The organism is Ktedonobacterales bacterium (genome assembly GCA_036557285.1).
Lineage (GTDB): Bacteria > Chloroflexota > Ktedonobacteria > Ktedonobacterales > DATBGS01 > DATBHW01.
This window is the reverse complement of record DATBHW010000003.1, coordinates 98,494-121,382: the sequence shown is the minus strand read 5'-3', so window position 1 is coordinate 121,382 and position 22,889 is coordinate 98,494. Positions and strand designations below refer to the sequence as shown.

Annotated in this window: 19 protein-coding genes; 8 read left to right on the top strand and 11 right to left on the bottom strand. The window is 60.8% G+C overall.

Annotation, left to right across the window (positions count from 1 at the left end; all coding sequences use genetic code 11):
* Window position 1: 1 nt before the first annotated feature.
* Together VH599_00920 and VH599_00915 are read left to right on the top strand one after the other, a co-directional pair.
* Window positions 2-1,300: an MFS transporter gene (locus VH599_00920; GenBank protein HEY7346848.1), complete on the top strand. Its 1,299-nt coding sequence runs from the start codon at window positions 2-4 to the stop codon at window positions 1,298-1,300.
* Window positions 1,301-1,322: 22 nt separating this feature from the next.
* Window positions 1,323-1,619 (top strand): hypothetical protein, encoded by a 297-nt coding sequence (locus tag VH599_00915; protein ID HEY7346847.1) that lies wholly within the window; start codon window positions 1,323-1,325, stop codon window positions 1,617-1,619.
* On the opposite strand, the gene VH599_00910 is transcribed toward VH599_00915, so the two are convergent.
* Complete coding sequence (locus VH599_00910; GenBank protein HEY7346846.1) at window positions 1,604-2,800, bottom strand: kelch repeat-containing protein; 1,197 nt, start codon at window positions 2,798-2,800, stop codon at window positions 1,604-1,606. The two genes, VH599_00915 and VH599_00910, sit on opposite strands and share 16 nt — an antisense overlap.
* A gap of 121 nt (window positions 2,801-2,921) precedes the next feature.
* Complete coding sequence (locus VH599_00905) at window positions 2,922-3,446, bottom strand: hypothetical protein (protein HEY7346845.1); 525 nt, start codon at window positions 3,444-3,446, stop codon at window positions 2,922-2,924.
* 1,062 nt (window positions 3,447-4,508) lie between these two features.
* Between VH599_00905 and VH599_00900 the strand changes: the two genes are divergently transcribed.
* Complete coding sequence (locus VH599_00900; protein HEY7346844.1) at window positions 4,509-6,131, top strand: methyltransferase domain-containing protein; 1,623 nt, start codon at window positions 4,509-4,511, stop codon at window positions 6,129-6,131.
* A 250-nt stretch (window positions 6,132-6,381) separates the two neighbouring features.
* Complete coding sequence (locus tag VH599_00895; protein HEY7346843.1) at window positions 6,382-7,299, top strand: hypothetical protein; 918 nt, start codon at window positions 6,382-6,384, stop codon at window positions 7,297-7,299.
* A gap of 42 nt (window positions 7,300-7,341) precedes the next feature.
* Here the strand turns inward: VH599_00895 and VH599_00890 are convergent, their stop codons facing one another.
* From VH599_00890 to VH599_00875, 4 genes are all read right to left on the bottom strand, one after another.
* Window positions 7,342-8,307, bottom strand: a complete 966-nt coding sequence (locus VH599_00890) for a WD40 repeat domain-containing protein (GenBank protein HEY7346842.1) — start codon at window positions 8,305-8,307, stop codon at window positions 7,342-7,344.
* A 322-nt stretch (window positions 8,308-8,629) separates the two neighbouring features.
* Entirely contained in the window at window positions 8,630-10,066 is a 1,437-nt protein-coding gene (locus tag VH599_00885) for a DUF4032 domain-containing protein (protein ID HEY7346841.1), read from the bottom strand.
* A gap of 1 nt (window position 10,067) precedes the next feature.
* Window positions 10,068-10,973: an LLM class F420-dependent oxidoreductase gene (locus VH599_00880; protein HEY7346840.1), complete on the bottom strand. Its 906-nt coding sequence runs from the start codon at window positions 10,971-10,973 to the stop codon at window positions 10,068-10,070.
* Window positions 10,974-11,059: 86 nt separating this feature from the next.
* Entirely contained in the window at window positions 11,060-11,911 is an 852-nt protein-coding gene (locus tag VH599_00875) for an SDR family oxidoreductase (protein ID HEY7346839.1), read from the bottom strand.
* A 248-nt stretch (window positions 11,912-12,159) separates the two neighbouring features.
* Between VH599_00875 and add the strand changes: the two genes are divergently transcribed.
* The gene (add, locus tag VH599_00870) at window positions 12,160-13,254 is read left to right on the top strand and encodes an adenosine deaminase (protein HEY7346838.1); all 1,095 of its coding nucleotides are present in this window, start codon (window positions 12,160-12,162) and stop codon (window positions 13,252-13,254) included.
* A gap of 126 nt (window positions 13,255-13,380) precedes the next feature.
* Window positions 13,381-14,394: a glyceraldehyde 3-phosphate dehydrogenase NAD-binding domain-containing protein gene (locus VH599_00865; GenBank protein ID HEY7346837.1), complete on the top strand. Its 1,014-nt coding sequence runs from the start codon at window positions 13,381-13,383 to the stop codon at window positions 14,392-14,394.
* A 35-nt stretch (window positions 14,395-14,429) separates the two neighbouring features.
* Here VH599_00865 and VH599_00860 read toward each other — a convergent pair whose 3' ends face one another.
* On the bottom strand, window positions 14,430-15,752 hold the full coding sequence (locus VH599_00860; protein HEY7346836.1) for a transposase: 1,323 nt from the start codon (window positions 15,750-15,752) through the stop codon (window positions 14,430-14,432).
* A 114-nt stretch (window positions 15,753-15,866) separates the two neighbouring features.
* On the opposite strand from VH599_00860, the gene VH599_00855 reads away from it, so the two are divergent.
* Window positions 15,867-16,082, top strand: coding sequence for a hypothetical protein (locus VH599_00855; protein HEY7346835.1), 216 nt, complete (start codon window positions 15,867-15,869; stop codon window positions 16,080-16,082).
* Window positions 16,083-16,237: 155 nt separating this feature from the next.
* On the opposite strand, the gene VH599_00850 is transcribed toward VH599_00855, so the two are convergent.
* The 4 genes from VH599_00850 to VH599_00835 all read right to left on the bottom strand — a co-directional run bounded on the left by VH599_00850 (window position 16,238) and on the right by VH599_00835 (window position 20,841).
* Window positions 16,238-18,085, bottom strand: coding sequence for an alanine--tRNA ligase (locus tag VH599_00850; GenBank protein ID HEY7346834.1), 1,848 nt, complete (start codon window positions 18,083-18,085; stop codon window positions 16,238-16,240).
* A 374-nt stretch (window positions 18,086-18,459) separates the two neighbouring features.
* Window positions 18,460-19,677, bottom strand: coding sequence for a transposase (locus VH599_00845; GenBank protein ID HEY7346833.1), 1,218 nt, complete (start codon window positions 19,675-19,677; stop codon window positions 18,460-18,462).
* A complete protein-coding gene (locus tag VH599_00840; GenBank protein ID HEY7346832.1) occupies window positions 19,670-19,846 on the bottom strand; it encodes a hypothetical protein in 177 nt (58 codons plus the stop codon). Before VH599_00840 ends, VH599_00845 begins: the two co-directional genes overlap by 8 nt.
* 74 nt (window positions 19,847-19,920) lie before the next feature.
* Window positions 19,921-20,841 carry a WD40 repeat domain-containing protein gene (locus VH599_00835; GenBank protein HEY7346831.1) on the bottom strand — a complete coding sequence of 307 codons (921 nt, stop codon included), beginning with the start codon at window positions 20,839-20,841 and terminating at the stop codon, window positions 19,921-19,923.
* A 419-nt stretch (window positions 20,842-21,260) separates the two neighbouring features.
* On the opposite strand from VH599_00835, the gene VH599_00830 reads away from it, so the two are divergent.
* On the top strand, window positions 21,261-22,592 hold the full coding sequence (locus tag VH599_00830; GenBank protein ID HEY7346830.1) for a protein kinase: 1,332 nt from the start codon (window positions 21,261-21,263) through the stop codon (window positions 22,590-22,592).
* The last annotated feature ends 297 nt before the right edge of the window (window positions 22,593-22,889 follow it).

Sequence of the window (22,889 nt, the reverse complement as noted above, 5' to 3'; positions counted from 1 at the left end):
TTTGTTTGCACAGAGTAAGAAGCTAGGCGCTTACCCAACCTACCTGATCCTGGGCGGCGCTTCCGCCTTCTTCTTCAGGATAATAGCTACCCTCAATCTGGTCTATCAGTTGCAGGTAGCGCGCCTGAATCCCCTGCAACTGGTGCTGGTGGGGACAGTGCTGGAGACCAGCGCGTTTCTCACACAGATACCCACCGGCGTGATTGCCGATGTCTACAGCCGCCGTCTGGCGGTGATTATCGGCGTCTTTCTGATCGGCGCGGGCTTTCTGCTGGAGGGCGCGATCCCGCGCTTTGAGACGATTCTGCTGGCGCAGGTCATCTGGGGCCTTGGCGCGACCTTTACCGATGGCGCCGACAGCGCCTGGATTGCCGATGAGATCGGCGAAGAGCAGGTGGGCAAAGCCTTCCTGCGCGCCGAACAGATCGGCCAGGCCGCCGCTCTGATCGGCATTCCTGTCAGCGTGGCGCTGGGCAGCGCCACGCTGAACCTGCCCATTCTGGTGGGCGGCGGGCTGTATCTGGTCCTGGGCCTGTTTCTGATCGCTTTCATGCCGGAACAGGGCTTTAAGCCGCCGCCCCGCGAGGCGCGCGCGCTCGGCTTCGCCTCGCGCACCCGCAATTCCTGGCAGGCGCTGGCCGCAACAACAAAGAGCGGCGCGCGGTTGATTCGCCGCCGCCCCATCCTGCTGACCTTCCTGGGCATCGCGCTGCTCTTTGGCGCGTCCAGCGAGGGCTTTGATCGCCTGTGGGTGGCGCATCTGGTAGACAATTTCAGCTTTCCAACGCTCGGCCACTTCTCGCCTGTTGTCTGGTTTGGTATCATCAGCGCCGGTTCCGCGCTGCTCAGCATCGGCGGGACGGAGCTTATCCAGCGGCGACTGGACATGAACCGACACAGGCTGGTGGCAGGCGTGCTGGTTGCCTTCAACGGGCTGCGAAGCGCGAGTATGATCATCTTTGCCCTGACCGGCAACTTCTTCCTGGCGCTGGCCGCGCTCTGGATCGCCAGTGTGTTCCGCGCCCTGGGTGGGCCGGTCCTCCGCGCCTGGCAGACGCAAAGTATCGCCCCGGAGGTGCGGGCGACGGTGCTGTCAATCAGCAGCCAGACCGACGCGCTGGGCCAGATCGCGGGCGGCCCGGCGCTGGGGGCGATTGCCACGTTTGGGTCGCTGCGGGCGGCCCTGGTGGGGGCGGGCGCTGTCCTGGCCCCTGCGGCGCTGCTCTTTGCGCGCGCTGGCCGCCAGAGCCACGCCGCTGCTCCTGCTGCTGAGGAGGCGGTGACAGCAATCGAACTATAATGTTTCACGTGAAACAATCCACGTGCAGCGCCGCCTTCCAGACCCCACCGTTCGCCGCCAGGGCGAACGCTCACCCTCGCGCGCCTATTGGGCGGGAAGTCCACTTGTAGCGCCGCCTTCCAGGCGGCCACCGCTGCGCCAGGGCGAGCGTTCGCCCTCCAGGCCAGCGGACCAGCAGGCCAGCGTCCAGCCGCCAAGAGGGACGCGCGAGCGACCAACGGGAGCGAGAGGACGGGGCAACAGCCGAGGCAAGCGGCCCTTCCCGAAGGGAGGCGGCGCTACAAGTGACCCGCTGCCCTCGCGTCAGGGGCCGGGATGATACACCCACGCGCCCGCTGTGAGGGTGATGCTGTTGTCGTAACCGCCGGTAACGAGCGCCGTCCCATCAGGTAAGGGGGCGACGGTTGCAAACAACCGGGCAGTGCCTATATGCCCCGCGACACCCTTGAAAGCGCCCGCCTGCGGGTCATACACTTCCACGAAGTCGCCCCCACCGGCAACGAGGACTTCGCCGTTTTTCAGCAGCGCCACCGCCGCGCCAATCTTGTAGCGGCTGGCGCTCATGCTGCCAGTCGCCGTAAAAGTTCCCGACTCTGGATCGTAAAGCTCCGCGCTGGCATAGGCTCCATACCCATCGCGCCTGTCTGCGCCGCCAATAATCAGGACTTGCCCATTCGGGAGAGTGACTGCGGCATGCTTGTAGCGCACCACCGTCATATTGCCGGTTCGGGTGAACGCGCCGGTTGCGGGAGTATAGATTTCGGCGCTGCTCAGAACCGCCCCTCTGGCGCTGTCTCCGCCGGTAATCAGTACCCGCCCATCTGACAGGCGGGCCGCCATATGCCCCAGGCGTGGGGAAGTCATAGTGCCGGTGAGGCTGAACACGCCGGTTTGCGGGTCGTAGAGTTCGGCGCTGGCCTGGCGGGCGCTCCCATCATCGCCACCCGTGATGAGCACCTTGCCGGTGAGCAGCAGGGTTGCCGTATGGCCCGCGCGCGGGACGTGCATGGAGCCGGTGGGAGTGAAGGTTTCTGTCGCAGGGTTGTAGAGTTCGGCGCTGGCAAGAGGCCGCGCGCCCCATCCCCCGGCGATCAAGACCAGGCCATTGGGCAAGAGGGTGGCCGACTGATCGCCAGCCCGACTGACGGTCATGGAAGGGCCATGTCGAAACGTGCCCGTCTTCGGGTCATAGATTTCTGTCGTGGCGCTCAGGCTGCCGCCTTCGCAGCCGTTCACGTTGGTGCAGCCTCCGGCAATGAGGACTGTGCCGTTGGGCAGCAAAACTGCCGAGTGATCGGCCCGCGCCGCGAGCATTGGCGAGATGGCAACAATGTTTCCAGCATCTGAAACGGCTGAGGGCGTCGTGGTGTTCACCGCGACACCGGCTGTCGCCGTCGGTTGTGGAGTGCTGGAACGGCCCGCATCGCACGCGGCGAGCAGCAGAACACAGCAGAGGAAACCCGGCAGCGAAAGCAGCAGACGAGACCACGAACGAGACACAGTGGCGCTCCTTCCTGACCGCAGCAGGTAGCGAACCGCGCTTACTTCATCTTCCCCACCTGGGAATATTCGTAATGACGCCTGGTAAGCGCCAGGCATCACTGGCATACAAGCGCGCCGGTTATCTGCCTGCCGCTGGAAAGAGCAGGTCGTTGATGACCGACGAGGCGCGATAGCGCAGCAGCCGTAGCTCCCATTGGAAGATGAGCAGCGCGAAGACCGAACCGGCGCGGCGCTTGAGTTCGGCGTACAACTGGCCCGCGCGCGTGCATTGTTCGGTCAGCAGGTCTTGATAGACGCCGTTTTCGGGCGCGCAGCGCACCGCTTCCAGCGCCTGCGCGGCCAGCCGTAATTCGATGGCGATCAGACGGTGCCAGCCTTCGAGCGTCTGGCGGCGCAGGTGGTCGGGATTGAAGCGCGGTTTGCCCGCGTGCTGGATCGTGAACGGGGGCGGCGCGCTGTGATGGCCCGAAGGCGTGCGCTCCCACAGATCGAGCGCGCCCTCGATGGCGGCTGTCAGGCCGCGATGGAGGGCGGTCTGCGCTTCCTCCGGGACTTCAACAAACTCGTCTGCCAGCGAGAGGGCAGCGAGCGGCGCGGACTGTCTGGCGGCGGACAAATCGAAGGCATAGGGGTCAAAGGACATGGGCGACCTCCCAGGTGTGCAAGCCACAGACCACCCCCTATCTGTGTCAACACACAAAACGGCCACCCTGCGAAGGCCGCCGATGGGGCGCTGGGAGTGGGAGGCGGCAGCCAATGAAGCACATGCTTCAGCAACGCTGCTGCCGCTCCCCTCGCCAGCGGACGCCGGGCGGGCATCCAGAAGGTGGCCGCTGAGGTCGTACTACAGTACAATGCCCTCAGCCCCACTTTCCTGTTACGGCAGGGTTTGGGGTGATGACGCGGTTGGTGGTGAAATCACCAGCCGCGCCAGCCTTGTCAAGGACGTTAAGGTACTATGGCGCTGGCAAGCAGAAGATCGCGCCTCTTTTTTGCAGCGTCTGCTCGTAGTATACTGAAGATCGCCTGCCTCGTCAAGCTTTTCGTGTCCAATAGGGCGCATTTGGGACTTCCAGGCTGGCTGTCGCTGCGCGTTGGGCTGGCGGGTCTGGGGCGCCACTTGTAGCGCCGCCTTCCAGGCGGCAGGAGGGGCCTGTAGCGCCGCCTTCCAGGCGGCAGGGGGGCTGAAGGGGCCTGTACCGCCGCCGTCTCTGGCGGCCCCCGCTGGCCTGCTGGAACGCTGCACTTCAGGGAGAGCGTTCGCACTGGCGCGGCGTTGCGCCGCCAGGGACGGCGGCGGTACAGGCGGCGTTGGCCTGGAAGGGTGGCGTGGAGAATGGCGCGCGCTGTTTATCCCCCAAATGGACACAGAGGTTGACAGGCTGTGCGTTTGTCTGCTATGCTCCCTGATGTATCCAATGATTGGATTTCTAGTAGTGAAGGTGGTTGTATGGCCTCATTTCCACAACGGGCAGGGAATTTGCTAAGGCGCACTAAAAGCCGCCCCCTAACCCCATCTGAAAGACTGAACATACCAGACTCAGGTTTGTTTACGCTGCCCCCTGTCAGCGTCGTACCCTCCCTGGAAGCATTCATTGTCTCCCCAACTTCACCAGCCTATGATAAGGCGCGCGCGCTGCAAGCGGAACGATTTGCCCGCGCTTCTATGCCAGGCGCAAAGCGTTCATCCTCCCAGAAGCCTTCTTTGCAAGATACCGTTTATCTGGGGATACGTCGTCGGGATTCGGAGCAGCCTGATTCCATTGTCGCAACGGCTGGTTTGGAGCTGGCTCCAGTAGGGACCATACAGTCTATGGTCCAGTTTCAGCCTGGTTCCTTATCTGAGCAAATTGTGGAGAAAGGCACATTTGCAGTAATCAGAGGTCTTGCTTTACAGTTTAGTCTCGAATGGGGGGAGATACTTGATATCCTCGACACTATTGCGGCTACCTATATACGGATTTGTGAACGCCTTGGAATCGAGAGGCTCATGGCGGTTCCTCGCCGACCTGCCATGAGTTTGATGCGGGCTGAGATTCATGGCTTACTGCCGCCCTATCGTTTTGCCCCATGCAATGATGTGGTCGGATGGGTAGAGCATGGTGTTGGTTTAGATGAAATCCGTGAACTACGTCTGAAAGAATTGTCCGTTTCTCCAGATACGCTGCCACTTATCTATCAAATTACTGTAGCTTTCTTAGCCGAAGACATTACCAAACGATTGTCCTTGCTAGAACAACGGCATCAAACACCCGATCTTACTGGATTACTGAGGGCTGCTATGCGCCAGGCGAACCGGCAGGTACATATGGACCTTGATCTGCTGAACAGCCAAAGAAGGCTGGCAGAGGGCAATCATCAAGATGCTCAGGAAACAACAATGAAGGTATTTAGTAAGAAGACCTCCCGGCCTCTTGGAACGACGTTATCTACTTCAACCATCGCAAAGGCAACTGAGATGACTACAGACCAGAAGGCAGCATCAGGTGACAGGCAAGGTTTCCTGCCATTTGCAGCTTCAACGGAATTTGAAGCCAACTATCTCCGCCAGGTCGTTGAGCATGGGGGAGCTACGATTCAAAGGTACAAAACCTTAAGCTACGATTTGCTCCAGATTGAGCCTGGGATGCAGGTGTTGGATGTCGGCTGTGGCATTGGAGTGGACCTGCCCGCCCTGTCTGATCGGGTAGGAGAGGATGGGCTGGTAATCGGCTTAGATCATAATCACGAACTTCTCCGGTCTGCCAAAGAGGCGATTTCGGGGCGGTTCAACTCGCGAGTGGTGGCAGCAGAGGCGCAGGAGATGCCCTTTCCCAATCGTTCCTTTGATTGCGTCCGCGCTGATCGTCTGCTCCAGCACATCCCCGAACCAGCGCCCGCGCTGGCTGAGATGTGGCGTGTCTTGCGCCCAGGAGGCACCCTGACACTTGTTGAGCCTGATTGGAAGATGGTGGCCCTATTCCCCGGCAGCCCAGCTGGAGGAAATGACGACCATACCCTGAATGCCATCCTGGCATATAAGCAGCGGGAAAGCGCACATGCGCTGATTGGCCGCCAATTCTACAGCCTTTTGCATCAGCAAGGTAGTGATGCTTGGGAAAACGTTAAGGTGCAGGTAGAAGTCCTCGCCCTCACGTCCTGGCCCGCCGTTGATGCGGCGCTCTTGCTCTCTCAGATGGCTCACGCGCTTGCAGAAGAAGAGCCAGCGATGAAAGATGAAATTAATGCCTGGTTAAAGGCTGTAGAAATAGCCGCACAACGCGGAGAGTTTCTGGCAAGTATGCAACTCTTCTTCGCTTGCGCTCGCAGAGCAAGTCCGAGGACATAAGAGTGGAGTCCTCATCTATTTTTCTGCACAGGGGGTATCCATGAGTTATCTGTCGGGCAATAGAGAGGGCTTGCCATCCTCATCAGCGAACCTTCGGCCAGCGATTTACCGGAGAGGGGGGGAGCCACCCTATGAAGACCCAAATAGCAGTGTGAGGATTGTGCAGCGTGAGGGATTATTGGGCTGGTGGCTCAATCTGACAGCTCCGCGGTGGCCTAACTACTCCATACCCATTTCAGAGCGTGAACGGTTGCGCAAAGCGGAACTGACCAGTTTCAGTATTCTTGCTACTTTTGCTTGTCTGATTGCTCTGGTCTCAAATAGCCTGGCCGATCCTACGACCGCCGAGGCAGTTGGCCTGATAGGTATCTTCCTCCTGGTCGCCGCTATCCTGAACCGAACGGGGCGTACTCGCACCGCTGCATATCTGGTTCCAAGTGTGCTCATGCTGCTCATGGCCGCTGTTATCCTTCAGGATGAAAACTTGCGGCTGACCGACCTGCCTCTTTATGATCTCTTCGCTATCCCTATTGTTCTGGTCTCCGTGATCGGGAATCGGCGCGCCCCCTGGGTATTTGCGGCTATAGCGATTGCGTTTGTAATTGGAACCTTTTTTCTCAAGCCCTATGAGGTCATTACCATCCAGGGCGTCAGCTTCAATGGGATCGATATTCAATTAAAAACGTTCGGTTATTGGGGCATGATCAACCGACATATTATTTTGCTTTTCTTCGCGGCCCTCTTTGGCTGGATGGGCGCGCGCTCGGTTGATAATGCCATCGCAAGAGCAGACCGGGCGGAAGAAGTTGCCCGGCTGGAACATGCCATTGCCGAGCAAACCCGCCAGTTGGAATACGGCATCGAAGCTATTCGGCAGACGCATGCCCGCGTCGCTAACGGCGATTTCTCGGCCCGCGCCCCGCTGGCGCAAGAGCATATCCTCTGGCAGATCGCGTACTCGCTGAACAATCTGATTCAACGCTTGCAGCGCAGCGCGGACGCAGAACACGCGCTGGTGCGCACGAAAGCAGAAATTGACCGGCTCGTGCAGGAAATCCAGCGGGCCAAGAGAGGGCTGCCACCGCTCTGGCCGCAGCCCACCGGGACACCGCTTGACCCCCTGCTCCAGGAGTTTGCGAGCGCAGGGACTCCGCACCGGGATTTTTGACGGCGGGCATGTCGCCTGGCTTCACATTACTGTGGGCGGCTTCTAGCGCACGCCCCATAGCCGAGCCGTCCCGTCATCGCTGCCGGAGGCCAGCCGCAGCCCATCGGGCGACCACGCGGCTGCCCAGAGGACGTTGGAATGTCCTCGCAGGTCCACCAGTTTCTTACCCGCGCCAGCGTCCCAGACCTGCGCCAGAGCGTTTTGCCGTGATGCAGCGATTAAGCGCCCATCCGGCGACCAGGGGACCGCGTAGGTCCATCCGAAGGAATCGCCAGGTTCCTGAAGGGTAGCCGTATTGTTCCAGGTCCGGGTATCCCAAAGCTGGATCGCGCCGGTATCGGTCCCCACAGAGAGTATGCGGCCATCAGGAGACCAGGCCAGGCCATTTGGTCCGATGAGCGTCTGGCGGATGGCGATGATTTTGCCGGTGCTGGCTTCCCAGACACGCAGCAGGCCATCGTAGCGATTCGCGGCAACGTACTGGCCGTCTGGCGACCAGCCAATGCCATAGACGGCATAGGCCAGGAGCCTTGTTGACGCGCCGTGGAGGGGCGGATCGTTTCTGGAGAGCAGGTTTTTGCCGGTGCTGGCGTCCCATAGCTGCACGAGGCCGTTGCCGTCCCCGGATGCCAGTCTGCGGCTGTCGGGCGACCACGCCACGTTGATCATCATGGTGTGCGTGGCCGGGTCTTGCAAGACTGTGAGCGGTGTGCGCTGCCGGGCATCCCAAAGCCGCACCGTGGCGTCGCGGCTGGCGGATGCCAGCATGCTGCCGTCGGGCGACCAGGCAATGCCATCAACTTCGCTGGTGTGTCCTTGCAGCTTTGCCAGGCGCTGGCCTGTGTTGGCATCCCAAATCTGGGCGTCTTTGTAGGCGCTCAGCGCCAGGGCGCTGCCATCCGGCGACCAGGCGAGGCCACGTACCGGACTGGTGTTCGCTTCCAGCACGCCCAGCAAGGTCAGCCGCCCGGCATTTTCCGGCGCGATACGCTCAGCAGGGAGCAGCATCTTGCCTGCGGTTGGCGTGGCGGGTCCGGTGGTCGGCGTGGGCGAAGCGCCGCAGCCGACAAGCAGGGCTGCGCCAGCCAGGCCCAGGAAAGCGCGTCGAGAAATGCGGGGAGCAGAGCCAGGGGTAATGATGGGGCGCCTGCCTTTCTATTTCAGGGGAGATATATATCAAAAAGAGACTATATCAATCTTGATAGAGTATACCACATCCGCCTGAAGCGGAGCGTTGTACCTGTAGCGCCGCCTTCCAGGCGGCCAGCGACGAGCCGCCTGGAAGGCGGCGCTACAAGTCGAAACCGCAAGCATGCAGCAGGATTTGGTCTTATGCTGTTGGGGGCGCTGGCTTCTGCTGCTGATCTTCCGGGCGCACCAGGCGGCGCAGTTCGCTGCGTTGGGGGAGCAGCGAGGCGACGGCGGTAAAGGCGCGATGCAGCAGAGCGGCTGAGCGGGCGTGGCGCAGGGCGTAGTCAAGCGCGGCTTCTTCCAGGTTGGTCTCGAATCCGGCGCGCAGGCTGAGTTCCCACTTGCGGTCCAGCACGCCCAGGTAGACTTCCAGGGAATCGGACTCAGAGGGGAAGTAGGCGCGCAGCAAGGTGATGGCTGGCAGGTGATAGCGTTCGTACCAATCGCGGGCGGCTTCTTCCAGCGGAATATCGTGGTTGGCGCGCTCGCTCATCAGCCATTGGTGGCGCACGAGATGCCGGTAGAACTGGCGGGCATAGGGGCGCGGGATATGCACCCCCAGCGCGTCTTGAATGCGCTGCTGATACCAGCGGGGGCGCGCCGTTTCGGCATGCGCGGCCAGCGCACGCGAGCGCAGGGTATCGCCGGTTGCCAGAATGGCGCGCCAGCTTATATCAAGAATGGAATAGCCCAGTTCGTATAGCTGCCCGGCCACGCGCTCAACGGGCGTGAGCGGGCGGGCGATATGCTCCGCTTCCGCCCCGCTGTCTTCAGGCGTCGCCGCTTGCGCTGCTGCTTCTGGCTCGTGGCGCACCTGGCGCAGCGCGGCATAGTGCCGGGCGATATACGCGGTATCTTCCTGAGTAATGAGCAGCGGCCCATAGGCGTCCCGCGACTGGCGAATATCTTCGCCGGTCCAGAGCAGCGATTCTTGCAAGGCGGCCAGGTCTTCCTGGCGGCGGTGTTCGTCCAGCGGGCCAGAATAGAGTTCGACGGTTTCGGCGTCGGCCAGCAGGGCGCGCACTTTATGCTGGCTGAGATCGATCAGGGTGTTTGCCAGCGAGGGGTCGCCCCAGAAGATGCCGCGCTCGTGCAGATTGAGCAGCAGGGCGATGATCGCGTTCCAGAGCATCTCCCGATTGCGGCGGGTGAAGGGATAGCGATAGAGCAGCGCCTGGGGGATGACGCGCTGCGCCAGACGGGTGACGCAGTAGCCCAGGTCGCCAGGCAGATATTGGGTGACGCCCGCGATTTTGCCAACCGCAATGGGTGGACCAGGCGCTACGACGACGCCCACCGGCTCCAGGGCGTAGATGCCGCGCTGCCTGATCTCGATAAGCTGGTTGATCTCTTTGCGGGCCGCTTCTGGCGAAGTTTCTTTGATGGCATAACGCCGCCCTTCGGCCTCGACAAAGAGGACGGTGTGGCGCGATTCGCCGCGCCGCGCGTAGATGGCCTGCACGCCCAGCGCGGGCCAGCCCTCCAGCGGCGCTTGCCAGGGCAGTTCGGCTAGCGCGCCGCGATCCGCCCTGGGCAGGTCAAAGCTGATGGATCGCGGCGCGGTCGTCCTCCCCATCTTAGCGCCCGGCAACCGGGATTTTCTCGACTTCCGGGACGATCTCGGCCAGGAGATCGAAAAACTCCAGTTCGTGGACGGTGGGTGAATTGACCAGGGCGTGATCAATGCCCATTGCCGCCAGTTCACCGAAGCGGTCAATCGCTGCTGCGGGAGTCAGCGCGCCGTTGCTGCCGTCGCGCGAAAGCCGCAGGGTGTCGAGGGTGGTCTTTTCGATCTGCTCGTAGGGACGGCCCAGCCGTTCGCAGTGCGCTTGCAGGACTTCCAACTTGTGCTGCACCACGTCTTTGCCCATGCGGGCGAAGAGGTTGCAGGCGTCGGCATACTGGGCGACCATGCGCAGCGTCTTCTCTTCGCCGCCGCCGCCGATCAGAATGGGCGGGTGGGGGCGCTGCGCCGACTGCGGCGAGTTGAGGGGGCGCTCCAGGTGGTAGTGTTTGCCCTCGTAGGGTTTTTCGTCTCCCGACCACATCTGCAAGGCGATCTGAAGCGTCTCTTCCAGGCGCTCAAAGCGTTCTTTCAGGGGTGGGAAGGGGACGCCCAGTCCCTTATGCTCTTGCTCGTTCCAGGCCGCGCCGATGCCGAAATAGGCGCGCCCGTGCGAGAGGACATCGAGGGTAGTCGCGGTCTTGACGAGGATGCCCGGATGGCGGTAGGTGATGCCTGTGACCATCGTACCCAGCTTGATGCGGTTGGTGCGCCCGGCGGCGAAGGCGAGGGCGCTCCAGCCTTCCAACATTTCATGCTCGGCTGGCCCGACGTTGCGAATCTGGAAGAAATGGTCCATTACCCACAGGCTATAGACGCCTGCGCGTTCGGCGCGCTCGGCGATGAGGCCGAAGGCGTCGCCCAGATGGCTCTGCCCATCTGGATAGGTGAAATTGGGAACCTGTAAACCAAGTCGCAAGTGAAAAACTCCTTACTGCTATCTAACCCAGGAGAGACCATTGTATTATCCCACTATAGAAAAGATAGCAATGTGGTGCAAGAGGTTTAAGCGGGTACAAGCTGGGTAAGCTGCTCGCTGATCTGCCAGAGCCGCCGGGCGCTGGCCGTGTCATGCGATTCTTTGGATGATGGTATCTCGCGCTTTTTGGTGAAGTACTTGCCGCTTACGCCCTCCACTTCGGGCGAGGAGGCCAGATAGATGGAGGTTTGCGCTCCTTTTGCCGGGCTGATGAAAAAGAGTCGGGCCATTGCCCGGAACAGCGGGTTGAATTCGCGGGCAAGATTGGTGGAGACGACGCCAGGATGCAGGCAATTTGCCGTGACGCCGGTCCCCTCCAGCCGTCTGGCAAGCTCGTAGGTGAAGAGGATATTGGCTAATTTGGACTGGCCGTAAGCCCCCAGCATGCTGTAGTGTTTTTCGCCTTGCAGGTCGTCGAAGTTTATGGCGCTCTGGCCGCTTGAGGCAACCGTTACGACGCGCGCCGGGGCGCTGGCCTTCAATCGCTCAAGCAGCAGGTTGGTGAGCAAAAAAGGGGCCAGATGATTCACGGCGAACGTCTTTTCGATGCCATCACTGGTGAGAGCGCGTTGGCTGGGGGAAACTCCGGCGTTATTCACCAGGACGTGTACCTGCGGATAGCGTTCTGTTATCTCCCGCGCCAGTTGGCGGATGGATTGCTGCGACGAGAGATCGGCGATAAGCAGGTCAACCGAGGGGTTGCCGCTTTGGGTCTTGATCTCTGCCTGAGCCGCTGCGCCTTTGCTCTGGTCACGGCAGACCATAACGACGGTGGCGCCCAACCTTGCCAATCCTAACGCGGTTTCTTTGCCTATTCCTGAGTTACTGCCTGTGACCAGGCATACTTTTTCACGCATAGGCGCTGCTGTTTGTTCCACGCTTCCCTCCTTTAGACACATAGACAAAAGAAACGGGCAAGAGTTCGTCGGGGATAGCTTGAGCCATGATTCATTCTAGCAGAGGTAGCTCTGGCGCGGCCCTAGCCATCTGGGCAGTTTTGCTTCTGGACCAATGGGCAGGATTATCTCACTCTTCCCAAAAAGCCTGCTGGCAGCTACAATAGAGGCAGTAGAGAGGCGCTCTGACAGCACGCCCGCCCATGCAAGAGGGTGGGTGATGGAGGATTATGCGGATTCCTGAGAACCTGGCGGCGTACCTGGGGGCCGCGCCAAAAGCGGAACTGCATGTGCATCTGGAAGGCTCGATTCAGCCCGCCACGCTCCTGGCGCTGGCGCAGCGCAACGGCAAGCAGTTGCCCGCGCAGACGGTGGAAGAGCTTCAGCAGTGGTTTCGCTACCGCGATTTCGATCATTTCCTCCAGGTCTATTTTGAGATTACGGGCTGCCTGAAAACGGCAGAAGATTATGAACTGATCGCCTACGAGTTTGGCGCGGGGATGGCTCGCCAGAACGCGCGCTACGCCGAAGTGACGTTCTCGCCCAGCACGCATTACGCTGCGCTGAGCATTCCTTTCGATACGTTCTTCAGCGGGCTGACACGGGGGCGCACGCGAGCGCGGGCCGATTTTGGCGTGGAGATGCGCTGGGTCTTTGATATTGTGCGCAATATCGAAGATGAGGCGCGGAACCGCCAGCTCGCCGAATATGTGACGGCGGTGGCGATAGAGGGGATGGCCGATGGGGTCGTGGCGCTTGGCCTGGGCGGCGGTGAGGTTGGCTATCCGCCAGAGCGTTTTGCCCCCTTCTTCGACAAGGCGCGGGCGGCAGGGCTGCACAGCGCGCCGCACGCGGGCGAGACGGTTGGCCCGGAGGGTGTCTGGGGCGCTGTGCGGGCGCTGGGGGCTGAGCGCGTGGGGCATGGCGTGCGCTCGATTGAGGACGAGGCGCTGGTGGAGTATCTGGCCGAGCAGGGCGTTCCTGTGGAGGTCTGCCCAACGAGCAATCTGCGCCTGGGCGTCTATCCCAGTCTGGCCGCGCATCCTCTACCGCGCCTGTATGGCGCTGGCGTGCCTCTCACGGTCAATTCCGACGACCCGCCGCTTTTTAATACGACGCTGAATCAAGAGGTGGCACTGCTGGCCGACCCGTTCGGCTTTGATCTTGCCGCTGTCAACACTATCTTGCTCAATGGAGCGCGCCAGAGTTTCCTGCCGCCAGAGGAGAAACGCGCGCTGGAAACCAGCTTCCAAAATGAAATGGCGAGGCTTCAGCGCGATCTGGCGCTTTCGCCAGCAGTGGTATCTGAACCAGCGCAGGGCTAGGAATGCCTCACACAACCGACGGTTGGCCCCACCCCTGCCGCCTGGAAGGACGGCGCTACAACCCTGCCCCTGCTCGTGCGGAGGGTGTGTGAGGCGCTCTAAGAGCATTTACAGAAAGAGGCTACGATGGGGACTATCGCTATTCACGGTTTTGGCAGAATCGGACGGTCCACCTTGAAGGCGGCGCTGAGCGGCAATCGCTTTACGCCGGTTTCGCTCTCCGATATTAAGGACTTGCCGACGCTTGCGGTCCTGTTTGCGGTGGATACCAATTATGGGCGCTGGCCTGAAGCCGTCAGGACTGAAGGCAGCACGCTCGCCATTGGTACCCGCGAGATGCAGTTTATTGATTCGACGCACGCTCTGCCAGATTGGCGGGCGCTAGGGGTGGAGGTGGTGGTTGACGCTACCGGCAGGGCAACGACCAGGGCGGCTGCGCAGGAGCATCTGGATCGCGGCGCAAAAAAGGTGCTGGTCAGCGCGCCCAGCAAGACGTTGCAGGACTGTGACGCGGTGCTGCTGCCAGGGATCAATCTGGATGCCTACAACCCGAAAGAACAGCACATTATCAGTATGGCAAGCTGCACGACGAATGCGCTGGCTCCGGTGGTGAAGGTGCTGCTGGAGACGTTCGGCATTAAAACCGGCTTCTTTTCTACCGTCCATGCCTACACCAATACACAGTCGCTCACCGATCAGCCGATGCGGGACCGCCGCGATTCGTGGGCGGCGGCTGAAAACATCATTCCTTCTGCTTCCGGGGCGGCCAGGGCGCTGCGCTTCATCTGGCCGGACCTGGCGATTACGGGAAAAGCCTACCGGGTGCCGGTACGTACCGGCAGCATTGTGGAGTTGAATGTTCTTGTGGAGCGCAGTACCTCAAAAGAGGAAGTGTGCGATGCGTTCCGCAGGGCGGCAGCCAGCGCCCCGCTCAAAGGCATCATGGGTGTGCTGGAGGAGGAATATGCTTCGTGTCGGGTGGTGGGCGATTTGCATTCTTCGTTGATAGACCTGCCCCTTGTTGATGTGCTGGATGGCACGATGGTGTCGGTTGCCGCCTGGTATGACAACGAGTTGGGTTACTCAACGAGGCTGGCCGAAACCGCGCAGTTTCTGGCCGCAGGCGGTCTTTCAGCATAAGAACAGTAGATACGATATGGGCAACATGGACTTTGTCAAATACTCCCGCCTAAAGGCAGGGAGCTTGGAACCGGACTCCACCGCAATTCCGCGTACCTCGTAAGGCGCGCGGCTTTGGCTTCAACGTCCGTTCCATCAGGGGCAGTTGACACCTGCCCCGTCTGTATCCAGGCTTGCCGGATACAGAGCGTTCGCAAGCTAATGTTTCTGGCCCCCACCAGATCAGCATGGAGGGTGTAATGGCAGACTTCGCAACAAAAGAGCAGCCCCTTCTTCGGGCGATTGCCTTTGCTCGTATGGCCGCAACGCGGACACGCCTGACTGGTGTAGTCGGCATCCACCTTGATGCAGAGGGAGCCTGCCAGGTGGGCCTTATAGATCAGCAGGTCGTGCAACTCGGCAAAGGCCCAGCGGCTCGCGTGTTGGTTCGCTCTGCGTTGCTTCCGGCTGGCCTTCTTCCCGTGTGTGCGTTTGGTTCTGTCTCGAATGCCCGTCAGGTCTTCCAGGCCGATCACACTGTGTGGATGGGAGTCCAGCATGTGCTTGCTGATGGTGTGATTGGTCTCCAACTTCAACCGTCTCTCTCGTGCGCCAATGGCGATGCGTCGCCGCGTGGCGCTGCGAGTGCCTTTGCGTTGGAGGCGTTTTTGCAGCCGTGCATAGTGGTCTGCTCTGGCGCGGACGGCCTTGCCAGAGAAAAATTGTACCCCTTTCCCAAGCGTGGCAACGGTGGCAAGATACCGTTGCCCCACGTCCACGCCGATGATCTGGCGCGCTTGGGTGGGCAGCGGGTCAGGGGTCTGGATAGTCAAGCTGACCAGCAGATAGAAGCGCTTCCGGGCGCGATCATACCAGAGCTTCGCCCCGCCGATGATGGCTCCATGCCCAAGCAAGGTAACATGTCGGTTCCAGCCCTGGTAGGGGACGCGGACACGCCCGGTGAGCGTGAGGATGCTCACCTCCTGCCCGGTCCTGAACGAATAGTCATGCCCATAGACGTAGGTGAGCGTAGGCGAGACGTACTTCGGCGCGTCATCCAGCCCTTTGAAGCGTTTCTTGGTATAGCCCGCCTTCAAGGCTTCCTGATCCTTGCGCCACTTCCTCCAGAGCGCTTTGTACGTGGCTCCCACCTGCCGGAACACACTGCATGCCATTTGCGAGGGCAGGCGGTATTCGCCGCGTACCCGGTCGTACAAATCATGATGCAGGCGGCGGCTGTTGCTCGTCTTGCCGTGCGCAAAGGCATGCTTGCTCACGAGATTCAGCACGTCCCGGTAGGCGAGTTGCGTCTGCCGGAGCGCGTGAAACTGCTCGCTGGTCAGCGTCAATTTCAGTTTGGCGGTAATCGTTGTTTCCATCTCTAGTATTGTAGAATACTAGAGGTTACAAGCCAAGCGGAAGGAGGGCGCGGCTTCCTCCCACGCCGCAAGCGCGTGGGTATCCGCCGCGCACGTCTCATGAAAGAGTCGCCTTTGTATCCTATTCTGGTCAAAGAGGCAAAAGCTGATGAGAGGATAGAGACGCTTCGTGGCGGCCTGGAGGGACGCTTTGGGGCGCTAAGTGGGGAGTTTATTCAGGCGCTCAAGGCTGCCGATGAAGCCACTCTTAAAGGGGTCATAAGCCATGCAGGGACTGATACGCTGGAGCAAATCCGCGAGCGCCTGGGCCTGAGCGCAGGGCAGGGATAGACGCTTTTTCCCTGGCGGTTTTTTTGCGCTGCGATGTTCGCGGTGTGCGCCACACCCCCCACCGGGCGCCGCCAGGGACGGCGGCGGTACACGCAGCCCCCCTCTGCCCCCCACGCTGGGGTACACGCGGGGGGCATGCTGTTCGCGCAGCGGCTTTAGGCTGGCTCTTCGATCAAGTCGGCGCGGACGCGCTGCACGCCCTGGCCGATGGATTCGGCTCTGGTGATCTTGAAGCGCCCCAGGCCGCCGGTATGGGAGACGTGGGGGCCGCCGCAGACCTCCATCGAATAATCGCCAATTTTGTAGACTTTGACGGTATCGGCGTAGCGTTCGCCAAAGAAGGCGAGCGCGCCCTGATCAAGCGCCTGCTGCAAAGGCATCATCTGCATCTGTGTCTGAAGGTCGCGCGCGATCTGCTGATTGACGATCTCTTCGACGCGCCCGACTTCTTCGGGTGTCAGTTTCTTGGGGTGCGCGAAGTCGAAGCGCAGCCGCTCGGTGGTGATGTTGCTGCCCATCTGGCGCACATGCGGACCCAGCACGTCGCGCAGCGCCTGTTGAAGCAGGTGGGTGGCGGTGTGCAGTTGGGTGGTGCGCTCGCTGTGGTCAGCCAGGCCGCCAGCAAAGCGGCCTTCGTTGGCCTGGCGGGAGCGTTCCTGATGCTGCTTGAAGAGGAGATCGAAGCCATCCAGGTCAACGCTCAGGCCGCGTTCCTGGGCCAGTTCCGCTGTCAGGGTCGGCGGGAAGCCAAACGTGTCGAAGAGGCGGAAGACGGCTTCGCCCGCCAGCAGATTTTCGCCGCGCTGGCGCAACCCTTCCTCTAGCTTCTGGAACTCGCGCAGCCCGCGCGCCAGCGTCTGGCTGAAGCGTTCTTCTTCGCGCCCTAGCGCGGCGAGAATCTGCTGCTGGCGCTGGGTGAGTTCAGGGTAACTCTGCCCATAGTGGCTGATGACCACGCGCGCTATTTCGGCGGCGGGCGCTTGCCTCGGCTGGTGCCCCGTCGTCTCGCTCGCTGCGCTCGCTCGCGCGCCCGCGCCTGGGATGCCCAGTTCGTGGCCGCAGCGCACCGCGCGGCGAATCAAGCGGCGGCAGATGTAGCCCTGCTCGACGTTGCTGGGCGTGACGCCATCGGCGATCATAAAGGTGGCCGCGCGCAGGTGATCGGCGGTGATGCGTGTCAGGCGCTGCTCTTGCTCTGGCGCGAGGAACGCCTGGCCGCGCTGGCACAGGGCGTGGATGCGCTCGACGATGGGCGCAAAAAGATCAGTGGTGTAGACATCCTCAACGTGGGTAATGACACAAAGGGTGCGCTCCAGACCCAGGCCGACATCTATGCTGCGCTGCGCCAGCGGCTTGAACGCGCCTTCAGTCGTTTTGGTGTATTGCAGGAAGACGTTGTTGCCGATCTCGATATATTTGCCGCAGCCGCAGCCGGGCTGGCAATCGGGGCCGTGTTTGGGGCGGCCTGTGTCGTAGAAGAGTTCGGAGTCGGGGCCGCAGGGGCCAGTCTTGCCCGCCGGTCCCCACCAGTTGTCTTTTTTGGGCAGGTAATAGATGCGCTCCTGGGGGATGCCCAGGCTCAGCCAGACCTGCGCGGCCTCGTCGTCGCGGGGGGCGTCGTCGTCGCCCGCAAAGACGGTGAAGGAGATGCGCTCCTGCTCCAGCCCCAGCACGCGAGTGAACCAGTCCAGTGTCCAGCGCAGCGAGTCCTGTTTCCAGTAATCGCCCAGGGACCAGAAGCCCAGCATCTCAAAGAAGGTGTTGTGGCTGATGTCGCCCACTTCTTCGATGTCGTCGGTGCGCAGACATTTTTGCACGTCCGCCAGCCGCCGACCCTTGGGATGGCTTTCGCCGAGCAGATAGGGGACCAGCGGCTGCATCCCGGCGCTGATGAATAGGGCGGTCGGGTCGTTTTCGGGTACGAGCGGCGCTGAGGGGATGATGGCATGGCCGCGCTCCGCAAAGAAGGTGAGAAAAGATTGCCGTAACTCCTCGCCAGTCATAGGATCGTCCTTTCTTATAGACATTTAGACAGTGAAAACGCGCATGACCAAACAAAAGGCCCGCCCTCAGCAATTGCTGAGGGCGGGCCGGAAAGCCCGTGGTACCACCTCGCTTGGAGCCAGAAGGCTCCCGCTCTGCCCGTTTCAATACCCTCAACGGGTCGTACCTGGATCAGATGGATGGTACAACGGGTTGAAAGCCGGGTTATGTATCGACCTCCAGGGTGGCTCGCGCGTCGTTCGCTGTGCTAAGCTTGCACTCTCCTTAGCTCGCTGTGGCGATTGGTGCGCTTTGTCCCTTTCATCGGCCCTGTCTTCGATTGTGATGTACACAGTATATCACTGTGGTCGGCGGCTGTGACGCTCCGCGTAGGTTACAACCCAGCGGCTTCTCGCCACTCTGGTTGCTGGTGTCCATCCAGCGGCAGCGAGCTACACCGGACGTGTGCTGTATAGCGCAGTCCAGTGGGGGGCGCCATCTCCCCAACTACGCGGGGGATACCTAACTCCCCGCGATACTTGGCCCTGATATTGATAGCTCCTACGCCATCCCGGTGATACGAGAAGCGACAGGCAGGATGCGGGCAGGTGAACACCCGGCCCTTGGGTACAGACTTCCGTCGCTGCCCACAGACCGGACACGTCTTGCTCGTATGGTGTTCATCCTGTAACACCGCCTGCATGCCGTGTCGCTCGGCCTTGTAGGTGAGATAGAAGCGGACTTTGCCTGCGGACCATTGGTGTATCTTCTGGTTGGCAACCGCCCCTTTATCGTTGTCCTGTCGAATGTCGCGCACATCGCCAATCACCAGCCTTTGCACGCCTCTCTCATGGAGCGTGGTAATAAGCCTGCTGGTTTGCTTGTGTTCGATCTCACGTATCTGGTGTTTGAGTTTCGCCAGTTGTTTCCGCTTGGAGCGGACCAGCCGCTTCCTACGGTGACTGCCCTTCTTCTTGGTGTTGATCAGGGAAGAAGGGCGTCCTTTGAGCTTATTCTGATAGCGCCGTTTGGCCCGCAAGAGTCGCCCATTGGCAATGAAGGTCCGCTGTCCATCATGGGCCACCGCCAGATGGATTTCGCCGAGATCAATCCCAGCCACTGCTGTGCCAATAGGCTGACAGTCTGCCTCAGTCTGGCGATAGGTGGCAATGGCTTCGTACTGCGTGCCGACCCAGCGAATGACCAGCGTCTTAGGCGTTTGCCAGGGCCAATCTAACACCAGCGGTGTATTGCCCCGGCCATTAGAGAGGGTGAGCAGGCCATCTCTATGGCGCATGGCTGTGTTTTTATACTCGATGCGAAAGTACCACTTGCGCTTGCGTGGGGGTCTGGCTCTGGGGTCGGTTTTCCGCCGTTCTCTCCAAGAGTTCAGAGCGGCAAAGAAGGATTGCACGCACGCATCAGAGGTATGGGCATGGAGCAGTGGAGACGTGTGCCAGCGCATGAGATGTTTTGGCTTGAGCCAAAGGCTCTGCTTGCGCACCATGCGCCAGTAGGAAACCACCGTCTGGCTGTACAACTCGCCACAAGCATGAGCCAGTGTGTCCAGTTGTGCTGTCCTGCCCAGAGAGACGCGCCGGACGTTATACATGCGGCTCCTTCTGCTCTTTAGCTCGTTCGGCTTCTAAGCGGGCCAGTTCCTGGGTTGCCATACGTTCAAGACTGCCAATGATGCGTTCATTGGCAAGCGCGGCAATGAGGCGCAGTTTTCGGTGTGTTTCTGGATGGATACGCAACGTGATGTAAGACGGGGTACTCATGCACACATCTTATCATAATGCGTGCAATACGTCAAGGGTTAGAGCTACAGAAAGTAATTGCAATGTTTGCCTCTTTATGGCGAGATGGCGAGCGACCACAGGCGCACGAGGCTGTCGCGGCTGGCGGTGGCAAGCCAGAAGGTATCGCGCTCTTTTATCTGAGGCGAGAAGGCAACGGCAGTGACGGCCTGGCGATGGTTTCCGGCGACGGCCATCAGGTGTCCGGTGGCGACTTCCCACAGGCGCGCTGTGCCGTCGGCGCTGCCGGTGGCGAGGGTCTGGCTATCGGCGCTAAAGGCCACGCTCAGCACACTGGCTGTGTGTCCCTCCAGGATGTGTTGGGGTTGCCCTGTTGACGCTTCCAGCACTATGGCCTCTCCTGTTTCCAGGCCACAGGCGATCAGATGGCCGCTGGGACTCCAGGCGACGCTGTTCACCCAGCCATTGGACTGGTAGAGGACGGCCAGCATTTGCTCGCTGGCAGCGTCCCATACACGGGTTTGCCCATCTTCCGATCCGGTGAGGAGATACTGGTCGTCTGGCGACCAGGTGAGCGAGCAGACCGTATCGGGGTGGAGCAGGCGCCCCAGGCGCGATCCTTTGAGGCTGTCGCGGATGAGGACTGTGCCATCTGCCGAGCCGGTGGCTAGCTGACTTCCATCGCTGCTGAACGCGAGCGCCAACGCTTCGGCGTCGTGTCCGCCCCAGATACCGGCGGAATGGCCGGGGCCGGTATCCCACAGCCAGACCTGTCCGGTGGCCGATGCGCCAGCCAACAGTTCGATTTTGGGATGAAAGCCGAGCGCAAAGAGCCAGGAAGTCTGGTTATGCTGGGTCAGGGTGAGTGAGGGCTGATTGTAGCCTGGTATCCAGAGTCGGACGGAGCTATCAGCGCCGCAGCTTGCAAACCGCTCGATCCTGGGATGGAAATTGATAGCAAGGACTGGCCCCGTATGCCCAGCGTAGGAGTGCATTGGCCCTAGCTGCGCCTGCATTCCATGCCCCTTCCTTCAACCTCCAGAGAGATGTCATGTCTCTGGAGGAAGAACGTCTTTCTTTATGTATACATAGGATTAGTGCAAATAGGTTTATTTTTGTTACCAGGGCTTGCATGCCGTATAGTGTATTGCTACTGCCCCTGCTTGTCAATGGGATTTGGGAGAACCTGGGAGCTGCTGGCGAACAATTGAGCGTTGCCATGCGCGCGGCTCTCAGCCCTTTTGCTCTATTTGCCGTTTTGACCTACAATAGTAATAGGGCGAGCAAAACGGTGGGATGCCCTCCCACCAGGGTATCAGAGGCTGGCGCTCGTGGCTCGGCGTGGAGCGGCCAGGTGTAAACTGCTTGCGCCAATGGCGAGCGCCGGATGGTGTGTTGGTGTGTATCGGCGCTCATTAAGGAGTATGGAACGGCTATGACCTCTTCCTCTGCGTACTGTCCTAAATGTGGCGGGAAGAACGAGCCGGAGGCGGTGGTGTGCTTCGCCTGCGGGGAGTCAATGCTGGCAGCATCGGTGCTGGAGCCGCTGTTGTCGTCGGCAGCGCCCAGGTCAACCAGAGAACTGCCCATTCTGTTGATTCGGCAACGCTACCAGATTGTGAAGCGCCTTGGTGAAGGCGGTTTTGGCGCGGTCTATCAAGCTGAGGATCGTGAGTTGGGCAACCGGCTGGTGGCGGTCAAGGAGATGAGTTACAGCGGCCTGGCTACTCAGGAACTTCAGGAGGCGACAGAAGCTTTTCATCAGGAGGCGATTTTGCTGGCGGGCCTGTCGCACCCGGGGCTGCCGCGCATCTATGATCACTTCAGCGAGGGCGGACACTGGTATCTGGTGATGGAGTTTATCGAGGGTGAGACGCTGGAGAAGCGCCTGGATCGTTCGATGAAGAAGCATCTGACGGTGAAGGAGGCGCTTCAGCTTGGCGTCAAGCTGTGTGACGTGCTGGAATATCTGCATACGCGCCAGCCGCCGATTATCTTCCGCGATCTGAAGCCCTCGAATGTGATGATGACGCCTGATGGGGCCGTCTATCTGATTGACTTTGGGATTGCGCGCCTGTTCAAGCCAGGGCAGCAGAAAGATACGATGGCCTTTGGATCGCCGGGCTATGCCGCGCCGGAACAATATGGCAAGGCGCAGACAACGCCGCGCTCGGATGTCTTTAGCCTGGGCGCGCTGCTGCATTATCTGGTGACGGGTAATGACCCATCCGATACGCCGTTCCGCTTCGCGCCGCTGACGATGCCCCGGCCAACGGGCCTGGGGACATTTATCGGTCATATGGTCAATCTGGATGAATACAAACGCCCGCCGAGCATGGGGATTGTCAAGCGCGAAATGGAGCGCCTGCTGGCCGCCTGGGCCGAACGCCAGCGGGGGCCAGCGCCTTCGATGCCGTTCCCACCGTATCAGACCGCGACGGGGTTCTTGCCCGCCATGCGGCCACCCTACCCGACCGCCACCTTTCCGACGGCTACGGGGCCACACTGGCTTCCGCCGCCGACTGGAACGATGCCGCCGTTTCAGGCAACCGGTTCTATGCGCGTGGTGGGGCCACCCCAGCCGTATCCAGCGCCCGCGCTGACTCCGGTAGCGCCGCCTCCGGCTCGCGCCAGGAGACGCTGGCCTGGTCGGCAAAACCTGTGGATAGTTTTTTTAATAGGGGCGGTTGTGTTTATCCTCCTTCTTATGCTTCTGCTTTTTGGGTTGGCGGCGCAACTAGCGCCTCCGCCTTACCCTGGTTATTAGCGGCAGGGCTATCTAGATGTTCGCTGGCGGTTCATGCCGTTTGATTTTTTCGGCGGATCTGCCCAGGCGTGCTGGCGGTTAAAACCGCGCCTGGAGGCTGCGCCGCCAAGCCTCCCTGCGGAGGCTCCCCGCCCCAAGCACGCGGCGTTTGCGTGGAAGGGCAGCGGCGCCTGGCGGCACAGCGGTTCGCCGCCAGGGACGGCGGCGGTACACGCGGCTGGCGCGGTTGTAACCGTCTGTCTTTCTGCCGTCAGCTTTTAGACAGACCCGATGGCAGACGAGGGTTCTACCAAATCT

Excerpts from the sequence above, each read along its gene's own strand:
- VH599_00905 (HEY7346845.1), bottom strand. The coding sequence starts at position 3,446 with ATGTCCTTTGACCCCTATGCCTTCGATTTGTCCGCCGCCAGACAGTCC.
- VH599_00890 (HEY7346842.1), bottom strand. The coding sequence starts at position 8,307 with ATGCTGCTCCCTGCTGAGCGTATCGCGCCGGAAAATGCCGGGCGGCTG.
- VH599_00885 (HEY7346841.1), bottom strand. The coding sequence starts at position 10,066 with ATGGGGAGGACGACCGCGCCGCGATCCATCAGCTTTGACCTGCCCAGG.
- add (HEY7346838.1), top strand. The coding sequence starts at position 12,160 with ATGCGGATTCCTGAGAACCTGGCGGCGTACCTGGGGGCCGCGCCAAAA.
- VH599_00865 (HEY7346837.1), top strand. The coding sequence starts at position 13,381 with ATGGGGACTATCGCTATTCACGGTTTTGGCAGAATCGGACGGTCCACC.
- VH599_00860 (HEY7346836.1), bottom strand. The coding sequence starts at position 15,752 with ATGGAAACAACGATTACCGCCAAACTGAAATTGACGCTGACCAGCGAG.
- VH599_00850 (HEY7346834.1), bottom strand. The coding sequence starts at position 18,085 with ATGACTGGCGAGGAGTTACGGCAATCTTTTCTCACCTTCTTTGCGGAG.
- VH599_00845 (HEY7346833.1), bottom strand. The coding sequence starts at position 19,677 with ATGTATAACGTCCGGCGCGTCTCTCTGGGCAGGACAGCACAACTGGAC.
- VH599_00840 (HEY7346832.1), bottom strand. The coding sequence starts at position 19,846 with ATGAGTACCCCGTCTTACATCACGTTGCGTATCCATCCAGAAACACAC.
- VH599_00835 (HEY7346831.1), bottom strand. The coding sequence starts at position 20,841 with ATGCAGGCGCAGCTAGGGCCAATGCACTCCTACGCTGGGCATACGGGG.
- VH599_00830 (HEY7346830.1), top strand. The coding sequence starts at position 21,261 with ATGACCTCTTCCTCTGCGTACTGTCCTAAATGTGGCGGGAAGAACGAG.